12 protein-coding genes are annotated in these 14,583 nt (G+C 44.0%); all 12 read left to right on the top strand.

The genetic code is table 11. The features are described 5' to 3' along the window. Window positions 1-329 precede the first annotated feature (329 nt). The 12 genes from mraZ to murB all read left to right on the top strand — a co-directional run bounded on the left by mraZ (window position 330) and on the right by murB (window position 14,424). Complete coding sequence (gene mraZ, locus M3234_RS24265; protein WP_262307183.1) at window positions 330-761, top strand: division/cell wall cluster transcriptional repressor MraZ; 432 nt, start codon at window positions 330-332, stop codon at window positions 759-761. A gap of 67 nt (window positions 762-828) precedes the next feature. Next, window positions 829-1,761: a 16S rRNA (cytosine(1402)-N(4))-methyltransferase RsmH gene (gene rsmH / locus M3234_RS24260; RefSeq protein WP_262307182.1), complete on the top strand. Its 933-nt coding sequence runs from the start codon at window positions 829-831 to the stop codon at window positions 1,759-1,761. A gap of 32 nt (window positions 1,762-1,793) precedes the next feature. Next, window positions 1,794-2,153 (top strand): cell division protein FtsL, encoded by a 360-nt coding sequence (ftsL, locus tag M3234_RS24255; RefSeq protein ID WP_066318156.1) that lies wholly within the window; start codon window positions 1,794-1,796, stop codon window positions 2,151-2,153. Continuing rightward, window positions 2,150-4,387, top strand: coding sequence for a penicillin-binding protein (locus tag M3234_RS24250; protein WP_262307181.1), 2,238 nt, complete (start codon window positions 2,150-2,152; stop codon window positions 4,385-4,387). Before ftsL ends, M3234_RS24250 begins: the two co-directional genes overlap by 4 nt. 108 nt (window positions 4,388-4,495) lie before the next feature. Continuing rightward, a complete protein-coding gene (locus tag M3234_RS24245; protein WP_262307185.1) occupies window positions 4,496-6,415 on the top strand; it encodes a stage V sporulation protein D in 1,920 nt (639 codons plus the stop codon). A 356-nt stretch (window positions 6,416-6,771) separates the two neighbouring features. Beyond that, window positions 6,772-8,232 carry a UDP-N-acetylmuramoyl-L-alanyl-D-glutamate--2,6-diaminopimelate ligase gene (locus M3234_RS24240; protein WP_262307180.1) on the top strand — a complete coding sequence of 487 codons (1,461 nt, stop codon included), beginning with the start codon at window positions 6,772-6,774 and terminating at the stop codon, window positions 8,230-8,232. Between the two features lie 2 nt (window positions 8,233-8,234). Next, window positions 8,235-8,684 carry a hypothetical protein gene (locus tag M3234_RS24235; RefSeq protein ID WP_262307179.1) on the top strand — a complete coding sequence of 150 codons (450 nt, stop codon included), beginning with the start codon at window positions 8,235-8,237 and terminating at the stop codon, window positions 8,682-8,684. 3 nt (window positions 8,685-8,687) lie between these two features. Then, complete coding sequence (gene mraY, locus M3234_RS24230) at window positions 8,688-9,662, top strand: phospho-N-acetylmuramoyl-pentapeptide-transferase (protein WP_262307178.1); 975 nt, start codon at window positions 8,688-8,690, stop codon at window positions 9,660-9,662. Further along, window positions 9,663-11,015 carry a UDP-N-acetylmuramoyl-L-alanine--D-glutamate ligase gene (murD, locus tag M3234_RS24225; RefSeq protein WP_262307177.1) on the top strand — a complete coding sequence of 451 codons (1,353 nt, stop codon included), beginning with the start codon at window positions 9,663-9,665 and terminating at the stop codon, window positions 11,013-11,015. Between the two features lie 76 nt (window positions 11,016-11,091). Next, window positions 11,092-12,192 (top strand): stage V sporulation protein E, encoded by a 1,101-nt coding sequence (gene spoVE, locus M3234_RS24220; protein ID WP_262307176.1) that lies wholly within the window; start codon window positions 11,092-11,094, stop codon window positions 12,190-12,192. Window positions 12,193-12,349: 157 nt separating this feature from the next. Next, window positions 12,350-13,453 carry an undecaprenyldiphospho-muramoylpentapeptide beta-N-acetylglucosaminyltransferase gene (murG, locus tag M3234_RS24215; RefSeq protein ID WP_262307175.1) on the top strand — a complete coding sequence of 368 codons (1,104 nt, stop codon included), beginning with the start codon at window positions 12,350-12,352 and terminating at the stop codon, window positions 13,451-13,453. A gap of 62 nt (window positions 13,454-13,515) precedes the next feature. Next, entirely contained in the window at window positions 13,516-14,424 is a 909-nt protein-coding gene (gene murB / locus M3234_RS24210; RefSeq protein WP_262307174.1) for a UDP-N-acetylmuramate dehydrogenase, read from the top strand. Window positions 14,425-14,583: the final 159 nt, after the last annotated feature.

Below are 14,583 nucleotides of genomic sequence, written 5' to 3'. Positions count from 1 at the left end.
ACAGGCGCTTGCGCCGAGGAGGCTCCCAGGCACGCCCGCGGAAAGCGAAGTGCCTGGAGCGCAAATCAACAGACATATCGAATAGTCTATTTATTAATAGTATTATAACAAATTAACGCGGTGAATTGTTAAAGAAAATAAACAAAATAAAGGCTGTCGAAACTTTCTCGACAGCCTGACTTCACTTATTCAGTGAAGTTTTTCTTTTTTTTTGCAAAAATTTAATAAGAATAAAGGATTTTAAAGATTTTAAGACGAATAGTTAAAAAATAGGTGGTGGAAAGTGGGGGATTGTGGTACATTTTTAATAGAAAGTGGGGGTAGTGGGTATGTTCATGGGTGAATACCATCATAGCATTGATAGTAAAGGCCGAATCATCGTGCCCTCCAAATTCCGTGATGATCTTGGCGAGATGTTTATCATCACTAGGGGTTTGGATCAATGTTTATTTGGTTACCCGTTATCAGAATGGCAGCTAATTGAAGAAAAATTAAAAGGCTTGCCGCTGACCAAGAAAGATGCCCGCGCCTTTACAAGATTCTTCTTTTCCGGTGCAACTGAGAGCGAGCTTGATAAACAAGGAAGAATTAATATCCCGGCACCACTTTTGCAATATGCCAAGCTGGAAAAAGAATGTGTAATCTTGGGTGTTTCCAATCGAATTGAAATTTGGAGCAAACAGATTTGGGAAGACTATTTCTCACAGTCCGAAGATTCTTTTGCAGAAATTGCGGAAAATATGATTGGCTTTGATATATAATGGACAAGTTATATTAATATATTTTTTGCAATAATAATTTTTCGACGATTGGAAAAGGTGGTACGACATGTTTGAACATACAACTGTGTTATTAGAGGAAGCTGTTGACGGATTGAACATTAAGCAGGATGGGGTTTACGTCGATTGTACATTGGGAGGGGCCGGACATAGTTCGGCGATTCTTTCAAAGCTTGGACAAAATGGAAAATTATATGCATTTGACCAGGACGAAACAGCCATCGCCAACGCCCGGGAGAAATTGGCCCAATATGGGGACCGTTTAACTATTATTAAAAGCAATTTTCTATATTTAAAGGAAGAACTTGGAAACCTCGGGGTTGAAAGGGTGGATGGCGTCTTGTATGACCTCGGCGTATCCTCACCACAGCTGGATACTCCCGAAAGAGGCTTTAGCTACCATCATGATGCACCATTGGACATGAGGATGGATCAGGATGCCGAGATTTCGGCATACGATGTGATTAATCATTGGTCATATGAAGACTTGGTCCGCATCTTTTTTCACTATGGCGAGGAGAAATTTTCGAAACAAATCGCCAGGAAAATTGAGGCGGCCCGAATGAAACAGCCAATAGAAACTACGGCGGAATTAGTTGAATTAATTAAGGAGGCCATTCCGGCACCTGCAAGGCGAAAAGGCGGACATCCAGCCAAAAGAGTTTTTCAGGCGATCCGCATTGCGGTTAATGATGAATTGTCCGTATTTGAAAAATCACTTCATCAGGCAATTGACCTGTTAAATCCGGGCGGACGAATCAGCTGTATTACTTTTCATTCGCTAGAGGATCGAATTTGTAAGGCAACCTTCAAAAAAGCGGGGGAAACACCAAATCTGCCGCGCGCGTTGCCAGTGATCCCAGATGAGTACAAGCCGGTAATAAAAATTATTACTCGGAAACCTATTCTTCCTTCCGAAGGAGAGGTAGAACAAAATAATCGTGCACGTTCTGCAAAGCTAAGGATTGCAGAAAAATTATAGAACAAATATAAATTTTATTCGGAGGGGAAAGAATGAGTAATCTTGCCAGGAGTTTGGGTCAGCAGCAGCGAGTTGAACAAACAGTCCATCAGGGGAGAGAAGTAAAGATAAAGAAATCCTGGCTGACTCCAGGAGAAAAAATCATAGGTGTTGCTTTCGCTGGAATTATTTGTTTTGGTGCTGTACACCTCATCTCAAATCAAGCCAAAATCTATGAAGTTAACCAGGAAATTCAAGCCATTGAAGCGCAGGTTAAGGAACAGAAAAAGGTCAATAGCGATCTGAAAGTTCAGGTCAGTGAACTAAGCACGTATGAGCGAATTTATGAAAAAGCCAAACAGATGGGTCTTGTTTTAAACGAAAATAACGTCAAGGTTGTGCAGGAGAAATGAACAAGAAACAGCCATATATGAATGCAGGAGCAGCGATATTGTTTGTAATATTCGGCCTGCTCTTTTTTGTATTGCTGGTCAGGTATTTTACAATCCAAATTAGCGGTGAAGTCCACGGGCAGCCGCTTGCGGCAAAGGCACAGCAAAAATACAGCCGGGAAGGAACCCTGCAGGCTGCCAGGGGTAATATTTTGGACCGGAACGGAGAAGTGGTTGCGGAGGATACAGCAGCCTACAAGCTGGTTGCCATCCTTGATAAAAGTATGACCACTGACAAGAAAAAACCGAGGCATGTTAAGGATCCGGAAAAAACGGCCAGGGAACTTGCTAAGTATATTAAAATGGACGAATCCGAGATTTATAGCATTCTAACAAAAAAGGGAAGGTTTCAGGTGGAATTTGGCAAAGCCGGCAGAGATATTACTCATGAAACGAAGAAAAAAATCGAGAGTTTAAAATTGCCTGGAATTGTCTTTACCCGCGATGCAAAACGGTTTTATCCGAACGGAATATTCGCCTCCCATGTGGTGGGATATGCGGACCGGATTGAACAGGAGAACAGTACCTATAAAACCGAAGGAAAAATGGGGATAGAAAAAGCGTTTAATGAGGAATTGACCGGGACGAATGGGAAAATCAATTATGAAAGTGACTTATGGGGGTATATTCTTCCTGACGGAAAAGAGAAGGTTACCCCAGCCCGTAATGGGGACGATATCTATTTAACAATCGATAAAAAAATTCAAACCTTTTTGGAAGATGCAATGGACAAGGCTGCCGCTCAGTATAAACCAAAAAAAATCATTGCGATTGTCGCCGATCCGAAAACGGGTGATATTTTGGCGATGGGCCAGCGCCCGAGTTTTCATCCGACTTCAAAGCAGGGTATCAAGGATAGTTGGCATAATGAAGCGATAGAAACGTCCTTTGAACCGGGTTCGACGATGAAAATATTTACGCTTGCGGCTGCTGTCCAGGAGGGCGTCTTTAATCCGGATGAAGTGTATCAATCAGGTTCTTATCGGGTAACGGAGAGAAGTCAGGCCATTCATGACCATAATGGCTACGGTTGGGGGCCAATTACTTATCTCGAAGGGGTTCAGCGGTCTTCAAATGTTGCCTTTGCAAAAATCGCTAATGAAAAGTTGGGCTTTGAGAAATTTAGAGAATATTTGAGTAAATTTGGTTTCGATAAACCAACAGGGATTGAATTGCCTGACGAAACAAGCGGAAAAATCCGCTACACCTATCCAATTGAAAAAATCACCACCGCATATGGACAAGGGACTGCGATTACACCAATTCAACAAATCCAGGCCGCTACCGCTATTGCCAATGATGGAAAAATGGTGAGGCCGCATGTTGTCAAAAAAATTGTCAATCATGATACAGGTGAAACGGTAAAGGAGACGGGAGTTGAGGTTGTGTCTCAGCCTATATCCGCCGAAACCGCGAAAACTGTACGTGATTATCTGGAAACAGTTGTGACCGCACCAAAAGGAACCGGCGGCCGTTATCAAATTGAAGGCTACAGTGTTGCCGGAAAAACGGGTACTGCCAATATTCCGGGACCTGGAGGATATTTAAAGGGTGTTAACAATTATCTCTATTCATTTTTAGGCATGGCCCCAGCGGATGACCCCAAGCTGATTGTCTATGTGGCTGTCCAGCAGCCAGAGCTTGAAGGAGCAGATACCAACATTGGTGCCATCCCAGTTTCGGCTATTTTTAATCCGATTATGAAAAACAGCCTCCACTATTTAAATATTCAACCATCAGTGGTTGAAAAAACGTCCATCAATAAATTGGATAAATTGACAGGGCTGAACGTCACTGAAGCTGTGAAAACCTTAACAAACAAGGGAATTGAAGCAGTTGTGCTTGGAAATGGCACGGAAGTGACGGGGCAGTTACCCAAGGCCGGTACCAATCTGTTGGAAGGAGAAAAGGTCATCTTGAAAACGAACGGAGAACTGACCGCACCGGACATGACAGGCTGGTCGCTCCGGGATGTCATGAAGGTTTCCAATATCGCACAATTAAAACTGAATGCAAAGGGCAAGGGTTATGTCGTCCAGCAAAATATAAAACCTAAAGCACTGTTAAATAAAGGGGATTTCCTGATTGTTGATATGAAAACCCCTGAGGAGCAGTGGGACGCTGAAGCAACCGTGCAGGAACAAGCGGGAAATGCCGAAGGGCAAAAAAATGAAGATGAAGTGATGCAGGACTAACTAAAGAGACCGAACTCGGTCTCTTTTTTGCATAATTCGGAAACGTTCTAATCTGACTGGTACAAGCATATTAATAAACGATGATATAAAGGAGGCTTGTCACAAAATATGCGCGTATCCAATGTTACGGTCCGTAAACGCTTATTAGTTACACTAGTCGTCGGAATTCTTATTTTCTTGGTCATTGACGTTCGGCTTGGCTATGTACAGTTTGTCCTGGGTGACATGCTGACCGCGAGAGCCAAGGACTCATGGAGCCGAAATATACCATTTGAACCAGAGCGCGGAGAAATCGTCGACCGGAATGGAGTTGCATTAGCCACCAATATTAGTGCGCCGACAGTCTGGGTCGTACCAAGACAAATAAAGGATCCCGCAGCCACTGCGGAAAAATTGGCGAGTGTGCTGAATATGCCCAAGGAAAAAGCATACCGCGACATTACCCAAAAAGAGCGGATTGTTCGTATTAAGGAAGGCAGGAAAATCTCTCACGAAAAGGCCAAGGAAATAAGGGCACTCGGTCTTGAGGGGATTTATATCGGAGAAGATTCAAAAAGGCACTATCCCTTTAACAGCTATCTGTCCCATGTACTTGGGTTTGCAGGAGTGGACAACCAAGGATTAATGGGCTTGGAAAAGTATTATGACAAAGAACTGAACGGAGAACGCGGCTCAGTCAAATTTTATGCCAATGCCAAGGGCGAACGAATGAATGATATGGCCGATGATTACGAGCACCCTGTTAAAGGCTTGGATTTGAAACTGACCATTGATACAAAAATCCAGACGATCGTCGAACGGGAGCTGGATATTGCCGAAGCAAAATATAATCCGGACGGGATTATCGCCATCGCGATGAACCCGAATAACGGGGAAATATTGGCGATGTCGAGTCGTCCTACATTTGATCCGGCCAATTTCCGCAATGTCCCGCAAGAGGTGTATAACCGAAATCTCCCGGTGTGGATGACGTATGAGCCAGGATCCACGTTTAAAATTATCACCTTGGCAGCTGCGTTGAACGAAGGAAAAGTGGATTTGGAAAAAGAGCATTTTCATGATTCAGGTTCAGTTCAGGTGGCGGGAGCCCGGTTGAAATGCTGGAAACGTGGTGGTCACGGGAGCCAAACCTTCCTTGAAGTCGTCCAAAACTCCTGTAACCCCGGTTTTGTGGAATTAGGCGAACGGCTTGGCAAGGAGAAGCTTTTTAAATATATAAAGGATTTTGGCTTTGGCCAAAAAACGGGGATCGATCTTCAGGGGGAAGGAACAGGAATCCTGTTTAATATGAATCGGGTCGGACCGGTTGAACAGGCGACAACTGCATTTGGTCAAGGCGTTTCAGTAACGCCGATCCAGCAGGTAGCAGCTGTATCTGCCGCCGTGAACGGCGGAATTTTATATAAACCATATATAGCCAAGGAATTAATTGACCCGGTAACAAAAGAGGTCGTTATGAGAAATACCCCGGTGGAGAAGCGAAGAGTCATTACCGAGGAAACCTCAGAAGAAATCCGCCATGCACTGGAAAGTGTCGTTGCTCAAGGAACCGGGGGCAGGGCATTTGTTGATTCTTATCGAATTGGCGGGAAAACCGGAACGGCGCAAAAAGCCGAAGGCGGCCGCTATTTGGAGAATAACTTCATCGTTTCATTCATTGGTTTTGCACCAGCAGATGACCCGCAGATTGTTGTTTATGTCGCGGTCGATAATCCAAAAGGTGTAACCGCCTTCGGGGGTACTGTAAGTGCGCCGATCGTGGGCAATATTATGAAGGATGGCTTGAGCGCCATGGGCATAGAACCAAGAAAAGAACAAATTGACAAAAAAATTAAATGGCCGGATACACCGCCGATTGTACTGCCTGACTTTGTCGGCATGACAAAAATGGAACTTCATGAGCAAATGTTCAATTTGAAAATCGATGCGAGCGGGGAAGGGAATGTAGTTGTAAGACAGTCACCGGCACCGGGAACAAAGGTGAAGGAAGGTTCAAAAATCAGACTTTATTTCGGGAGCGGAGATTAACCCAATGAACAACACAGAGACTCGCCAAAATTGGCGAGTTTCTTTTACAAATGTCTAGCTTCAACGCCTAGCCCCTCGAGGTCTTAAGCCGTCCCCTTCCGGAGGGCAGGCCCATCCTGCAGGGAACGTCTTAAGCTTGTCGAGGCTGACCACTAAGGGAAGCTACTGGGAGAATAAGCTTCGCAGGAACAAGCTGTGCTTGTTCCGAAGGCGTTTCCGCTTTTCTTAAAAATGTCCATAACAAAATAGCAAAAAAATCTATTTTCATGTAAAATAAGGTGGGACTTCTGCCGGAGGGTTTCAGCAAGCGATTCCGGCAAAAAGATGTATGGTCAACTGAGAGGATTGAGATTACCATGAAGCTACAAAAGCTGATTGAACATTTGCATCTATTAACCCCATATGAGGGAGCGGACCCGGACATAACCTCGATCGAAAATGATAATCGTAAGGTTGGGCCAGGGAGCTTATTTATTTGTATAAAAGGCTATACGGTGGACGGCCATGATTTTGCAGATTCCGCTGTCCAAAACGGCGCTGTTGCGATATTGGCAGAACGAATGCTCCCGCTAGATGTACCAGTAATTGTCGTCAACGACACTGCGAGAGCAATGGCGGTACTTGCGGATGCTTTTTACGGGCAGCCAACCAGAAAGCTGCATTTAATCGGTATTACCGGAACAAATGGAAAAACGACAACGAGCCACATGATTGAAAAAATATTTTCAGATTCCGGCCATCAAACAGGACTGATTGGCACGATGTATACCAAAATTGCGGCCCAGGCCATTGAAACCAAAAATACAACGCCTGAAAGCCTAACATTGCAGAAGACGTTTAGGCAAATGGCAGATGCAGGTGTTGATACCTGTGTAATGGAGGTATCGTCCCATGCTCTTGATTTGGGCAGGGTGCATGGCTGTGATTTTGATGTGGCGGTGTTTAGCAACCTGACACAGGATCACCTTGATTACCATAAAACCATGGATGAGTACCGGCGTGCAAAAAGCTTGTTGTTTGCTCAGCTAGGCAATACATTCAACCATAATCATCCCAAGTATGCCGTATTAAATGCAGATGACCCTGCGACAGAAATGTTTAAACGGTCAACGGCCGGACTCGTGGTTACATATGGGATTGATTCGCCAGCCGATATCATGGCAAAAAATATCAGGATGACTGCATCCGGTACGCAATTTGATCTCGTTATTGGGCAGAAACAGCATCCGGTACAAATTCAATTTATCGGGAAATTCAGTGTCTATAACACCCTGGCGGCGATTGCGGCATCGATCGTCTCGGGAATCAAGATAACCGATATCATTCAGTCGCTGGAAACTCTCCCAGGAGTGTCAGGCAGAGTTGAACTTGTCCGCGCTGGTCAGGATTTTACTGTCATTGTCGATTATGCCCATACCCCGGATAGCCTTGAAAATGTGCTTAAGACCATTCAGCATTTTGCCCAAAAAAGAATTTTTGTCATTGTCGGCTGCGGCGGGGACCGCGATCGCACGAAACGGCCGTTAATGGCGCAAATTGCCTGTCAATATGGAACAGACCCCATTTTCACTTCCGATAACCCAAGAAGCGAAGACCCTTTGGCCATCCTCTCGGAAATGGAAGCAGGGGTTAAGGGTGAAGCATATCAGATCATCCCGGACCGCAGGGAAGCCATCCATCATGCGATTCGTCAGGCTTCGACAGATGATGTCATCCTAATTGCCGGGAAAGGTCATGAAACATACCAAATCATTGGCAGTGTCGTTCATGATTTTGATGACCGGCTGGTTGCGAAGGAAGCAATTAAGGAGAGATAATCATGCTGTTAAGCTTTAACGATGTAGCACATTTATTTTCGGAAATGCAGGGGGTTACCGTCGAGATGGAATTTTATACGGTAACCGACCAGGCAGATGAAATCCAGCCTCGAGGATTATTTGTGCCGCTTGGAGAGGAGTCTAGAGAGCTGTCCCGTGCAATAGCCAATGGAGCTGTAGCAGCTATTTGGACTAAAGGCGAACAACTGCCTCGGTATACTCCTAATCATTTTCCGGTATTTTTTGCAGATGACCCTCTCGAGGCGGTCATCCGAATTATTCAGCACTACAATGAAAAACTAAATGGAGAAACAGATTGTATTATGGAAATGACAAACTTTAAAATTTCTAATAAAAAACTTCTTAATAAAAATCATAAAACATATGATATTGCTGTAATGCTTAAACAACTAAGTGAAAAGCAAGATCACAATCGCGAAGGGAGGGGATAATAGATGCTTGAGCAAGTTATATTTTTCACAATCATCATGGCATTTCTAATATCAGTATTGCTCTCTCCAGTTTTTATTCCCTTCTTACGAAGATTGAAATTTGGACAAAGCATTCGTGAGGAAGGTCCCAAATCCCATCAAAAGAAATCGGGAACCCCGACGATGGGTGGTATTATGATTTTATTTTCAATCGTCATTACCACGATTGTCATGACCGGTAAATTTTCTGAACCGACCGTAAAAACTTATTTGCTGTTATTGGTGACGCTTGGATTCGGTCTGCTTGGCTTTTTGGATGATTTTATCAAAGTGGCACTAAAGCGGAACCTTGGGTTAACATCCAGACAAAAACTGCTTGGACAAATTATTATTTCCGTTATTTTTTATTTGGTTTATAAACAAAACGATTTTTCTACCGAGATTGGAATCCCGCTTACTGACAAGACAATTGATCTGGGATGGTTTTTTGTTATTTTCATTGTGTTCTGGCTGGTAGGCTTTTCCAATGCTGTAAATCTGACTGATGGACTCGACGGTCTCGTGTCAGGTACCGCTGCGATAGCCTTTGGGGCATTTGCTGTCTTGGCCTGGAATCAATCGCAAATGGAAATAGCCATCTTTTCGGTAGCGATTGTCGGGGCAGTGCTCGGGTTTCTTGTGTTTAATGCTCATCCGGCAAAGGTGTTTATGGGGGATACCGGATCGTTGGCCCTAGGGGGAGCAATCGCGGCCATTTCAATTATGACCAAGCTTGAAGTGCTGCTGCTTCTTATTGGCGGTGTGTTTGTCATTGAAACCCTATCGGTCATTCTTCAGGTTGCCTCATTTAAAACAACCGGAAAACGGATTTTTAGAATGAGCCCATTACATCATCATTATGAACTTATTGGCTGGTCCGAATGGCGGGTTGTCGTAACTTTTTGGAGCGTTGGCTTACTGTTTGCAGTTCTTGGAATCTATATAGAGGTGTGGTTGTAATTGAAGCAGATTAATTCTTACCGTCATAAAAAAATACTCGTTCTCGGATTGGCCAAAAGCGGCGTTACCGCTGCTTCTCTTTTACATAGGCTTGGAGCGTTTGTAACAGTTAATGACAAAAAGCCGTTCTCGGAAAATCCTGAGGCACAGGGGCTATTGGAACAAGGAATCAAGGTCATTTGCGGCGAACATCCGGTCGAACTTCTGGATGAAGGTTTTGAGCTCATCGTTAAAAATCCCGGAATACCTTATAACAACCCGATCATTGAAGCTGCTATCGAGCGCCAAATACCGGTCATAACCGAGGTGGAGCTGGCAGGGCAAATTTCTGAGGCACCATTTGTCGGAATTACCGGGACCAACGGAAAAACTACAACTACAACGCTTGTTTATGAAATGTTAAATGCCGGGGGCAAGCAGCCGTTAATTGCTGGGAATATCGGTACGGTAGCTTCTGGGGTTGCCCAGGAGGCAACAGCCGACAATACGATTGTCATTGAATTATCATCCTTCCAGCTGATGGGGATTGAAACGTTCAAACCAAAAATTGCGATTATTACAAACCTCTATGATGCGCATTTGGACTATCATGGGACGAGGAATGAATACAAAGCGGCAAAAGCTAATATAACGAAGAATCAATCAGAGCGGGAGTACTTAATCGTTAATGCGGACCAAGAGGATACAATGGATATCGCCCGAGGATCCCAAGCAAAAATCATTCCGTTTTCAACAACAAGGGAACTGACGGAAGGAGCGTATCTCAAAGAAGGCTGGATTTTCTTTAACGGTGAACAAGTGATAGAAATCACGAAAATTGCCTTACCTGGCCGCCATAATCTTGAAAATATCCTTTCTGCCATGGCAGCGGCAAAACTTTCAGGTGTCGATAACAGTGCGATTGAAGAGGTATTAAAAACGTTTACTGGTGTCAGGCACCGTTTGCAATATGTCGCTGATGTTAAAGGGAGAAAGTTTTATAATGACTCAAAGGCAACGAATATGCTGGCAACGATTAATGCGCTTGCCGCGTTTGAGGCTCCAGTAATACTTTTGGCGGGCGGGCTTGACCGCGGGAATGAGTTCGATGAGCTGATTCCATATTTAAAGAATGCTAAAGCATTGATTACCTTTGGGCAAACTGCTGCCAAACTTGAGCGTGTTGGCATGGAAGCGGGAATAAAACAACATCAGCGTGTCGATAATGTTGACAAGGCCGTACCTGTCGCATTTGGTTTCTCTGAACCGGGGGATGTTATTTTATTGTCTCCTGCCTGCGCAAGCTGGGATCAATACAAAACTTTTGAAGTCAGGGGAGACATTTTTATCGAAGCGGTGCATAAGCTTAAGTAGGGGGGAAGGCTTGTCCCGCTTTTGTGCAGGCGGCGGTCACCTTCAGCCCTAAATCTTTAGCCCGAGGTGTATACTGGTGCCGACAAAAAGAACCACTCCTGATTTTATTTTAATGATTGTAACATTTACACTGCTGACTGTTGGTCTAATCATGGTTTATAGCGCAAGTGCGATATGGGCTGAATATAAATTTGAAGACTCGTTTTTCTTTGCCAAGCGGCAAACATTATTTGCCGGTGTCGGCATCCTGGCGATGTTTTTTATCATGAACATCAACTATTGGACATGGCGGACCTGGTCTAAAACCATCTTAATTGTTTGTTTTGTGTTATTGATTTTGGTGTTAATCCCTGGAATCGGCAACGTCCGCAACGGGTCACGGAGTTGGATTGGCGTGGGAGCCTTTTCCATCCAGCCTTCAGAATTTATGAAGCTGGCGATGATTGCTTTCCTGGCCAAGTACCTATCTGACAATCAAAAGCTGATCACCTCATTTAAAAAGGGATTAGTCCCATCCTTAGGGATTGCGTTTGTTGCATTTGCCATGATTATGCTGCAGCCGGATTTAGGGACGGGAACCGTGATGATGGGCACCTGTGTGGTCATGATTTTTATCGCTGGAGCGCGAATCAGCCACTTTGTGTTTCTGGGGCTGCTCGGAATTGCCGGATTTGTCGGGTTAATTGCCTCAGCGCCGTATCGAATCAAACGGATTACTTCGTTTTTGGACCCTTGGTCAGACCCTTTGGGGAGCGGGTTTCAAATTATTCAATCGCTGTATGCAATCGGTCCTGGTGGGTTGTTCGGACTTGGTCTCGGCGAGAGTAGACAGAAGTTTTTCTACCTCCCGGAGCCGCAAACGGATTTTATTTTTGCGATTCTCTCTGAGGAATTGGGATTTATCGGCGGTTCATTTATTATCCTATTATTTGCCCTGTTGCTTTGGAGGGGAATTCGCATCGCCCTGGGGGCTCCCGATTTATTTGGCAGTTTCCTCGCGGTCGGAATCATTGCTATGGTCGCGATTCAGGTAATGATCAATATTGGGGTTGTCACTGGTTTGATGCCAGTAACCGGCATCACCTTGCCGTTTTTAAGTTACGGGGGTTCCTCATTGACATTAATGCTAATGGCCATTGGTGTTCTCCTAAATATTAGCCGCTATTCCAGGTATTAAACGCTGCCCTGTTACTTAAGACAGGGTCTTTTTGTGTCAAAAAGATGTGGAATTTCTTGCATAATGGATTACATTTAGATAACATTATTTTTTCATTCGCTTTTTTTTGAATGGTTTTGTAGTAGAATGTGTTTAGCAATATTGTAGAGGTGAGAAAATGAAGATAGCGGTAAGCGGCGGAGGGACCGGCGGACATATTTATCCGGCACTCGCACTTATAAGAGAGATACAAAAACGACATAAGGATGCAAAAGTTATATACATAGGCACATTGAACGGCTTGGAAAGCAAAATAGTCCCGAAAGAAAATATTCCGTTTAAATCGATCCATATTACCGGATTTAGACGGAAACTATCGTTTGAAAATGTAAAAACAGTCCTCAGGTTTATCAAAGGGGTCAGGGACAGCAGGAAAATTTTAAAAGAGTTTAAACCTGATATTGTTGTAGGCACCGGCGGTTACGTATGTGGGCCTGTCGTGTACGCAGCGGCAAAACTCAAGATTCCGACGATCATCCATGAACAGAACAGCGTCCCAGGGTTGACGAATAAATTCCTTAGCCGGTATGTCAAAAAAATAGCTATTTGTTTTGAGCAGGCCAGAGAGTTTTTTCCTTCCGAGAAAGTCGTTTTTACCGGTAATCCAAGGGCATCCGAGGTTTTGGGCCAGGATGGAATTAAAGGAAGGTTGTCAGTCGGGCTCAGTACCACTATGCCATCTGTATTAATTTTTGGCGGAAGCCGTGGTGCAAGGCCAATTAATGAAGCGGTGATCAAATCGCTTCCCGAATTGGCCGGGAAACCTTATCAGGTTCTTTATATTACCGGCGAAGTCCACTATGAAGAGGTGAAAAAAGAGGTGGAGCTTGTCGGCAATCCGAAAAATGTGGCCATCAAACCATTTATTCATAATATGCCGGAGGTCCTTGCTGGAATGGATTTGGTCGTCTCAAGGGCAGGGGCAACCACACTCGCGGAAATCACATCACTTGGAATTCCGGCCATTTTGATTCCAAGTCCATATGTGACAAATAATCATCAGGAAAAAAACGCAAACTCTTTAAGCGAGCAAGGCGCAGCCAAGGTTATGCTTGAAAAAGACTTAACCGGCAATGGACTTGTAACGGCAGTCGACCGGATTTTGCTAAATAAAGAAACACTTAAAGAAATGAAAGCAAATTCAATGAAAATTGGGGTCCCTGACTCTGCTGCCAGACTATACAACTTGATAATTGACCTTATAAAAGGAAATCGAAGGTAGCCCAATTGGATTTTCAGCATAAACTAAACTATACGCATGTTTGGAAAGTTAGGTGATCTCAGATGGACGTTCTAATACAGGAACTGGAAAAAATGAATATTGGCAAGGTAAAGCGAAACGAACTTCTTGCCCATCATACGACTATCAAAATTGGCGGACCGGCAGATCTTTTTATTGAACCAAGCTCTGTTGAAAATTTAATAGCAACAATGGAGTTCATAAAAAAGCATAAGTTAAACTGGCGTGCAATCGGCAGGGGTTCTAATCTATTAGTGTCGGATAAAGGAATCGAAGGCGCTGTTGTTAAACTAGGTTCGGGCATCAACCATCTTGAAGTTAATGGAACGGAAATCCTTGTCGGCGGCGGTTATAGCCTCGTTAGTCTATCAACCTTAATAAGCAGGAAAGGGCTATCCGGTCTGGAATTTGCCAGCGGAATTCCGGGTTCTGTCGGCGGTGCAGTCTATATGAATGCCGGGGCACACGGGTCAGATATTAGCAAAATTTTGACAAAAGCCCATATTTTATTTGAGGATGGCACGATGGAATGGCTGTCCAATGAAGAAATGAGTTTTTCCTACAGAACCTCGATCCTGCAAAAAGAGCGCCCAGGAATTGTGGTGGAAGCGGTGTTTCAGCTTAAAGAAGGTGACAGAGAAGCCATTGTCGCCCAAATGCAAAAAAATAAAGATTACCGCAAGGATACGCAGCCGTGGAATTATCCTTGTGCAGGCAGCATCTTCCGAAATCCGCTACCGAATTATGCCGGAAAATTAATTGAGGTAGCCGGGCTGAAGGGCTTTAGTATTGGAGGAGCAAAGATTTCTGAGCTTCACGGAAATTTCATCGTCAACGCGGGTAACGCAACCGCTGGGGATGTCCTTTCCTTAATCCAGCATGTAAAGGATACGATTTATAGTTTATACCAGGTAAAAATGGAAACGGAAGTCGAAATCATCGGCAGGAAATAGGGATGACTGCTGTTTAATTTGAAAATGGTTTTGCAAATTTATTCCGAAATAAACCTGTTACTTCATTCAATAAATCCCTTACGAATGACAAATTTTGTGTTATAATTACTCATAATTAACAGGTGGAGATAATCTTGAGAAAAGAATGACGGCATGATT

Origin of the sequence: Neobacillus niacini (assembly GCF_023715785.1) — a bacterium.
Taxonomy (GTDB): Bacteria; Bacillota; Bacilli; order Bacillales; family Cytobacillaceae; genus Neobacillus; species Neobacillus niacini_E.
The sequence above is the reverse complement of the archived record's forward strand: the minus strand, read 5'-3'. Positions and strand labels throughout refer to the sequence as shown.

Bases quoted from the DNA above. Each gene is read 5' to 3' on its own strand.
- M3234_RS24250 (WP_262307181.1), top strand. From the start codon at position 2,150: ATGAACAAGAAACAGCCATATATGAATGCAGGAGCAGCGATATTGTTT.
- murG (WP_262307175.1), top strand. From the start codon at position 12,350: ATGAAGATAGCGGTAAGCGGCGGAGGGACCGGCGGACATATTTATCCG.
- mraY (WP_262307178.1), top strand. From the start codon at position 8,688: ATGCTTGAGCAAGTTATATTTTTCACAATCATCATGGCATTTCTAATA.
- M3234_RS24235 (WP_262307179.1), top strand. From the start codon at position 8,235: ATGCTGTTAAGCTTTAACGATGTAGCACATTTATTTTCGGAAATGCAG.
- mraZ (WP_262307183.1), top strand. From the start codon at position 330: ATGTTCATGGGTGAATACCATCATAGCATTGATAGTAAAGGCCGAATC.
- M3234_RS24240 (WP_262307180.1), top strand. From the start codon at position 6,772: ATGAAGCTACAAAAGCTGATTGAACATTTGCATCTATTAACCCCATAT.
- M3234_RS24245 (WP_262307185.1), top strand. From the start codon at position 4,496: ATGCGCGTATCCAATGTTACGGTCCGTAAACGCTTATTAGTTACACTA.
- murB (WP_262307174.1), top strand. From the start codon at position 13,516: ATGGACGTTCTAATACAGGAACTGGAAAAAATGAATATTGGCAAGGTA.
- rsmH (WP_262307182.1), top strand. From the start codon at position 829: ATGTTTGAACATACAACTGTGTTATTAGAGGAAGCTGTTGACGGATTG.
- ftsL (WP_066318156.1), top strand. From the start codon at position 1,794: ATGAGTAATCTTGCCAGGAGTTTGGGTCAGCAGCAGCGAGTTGAACAA.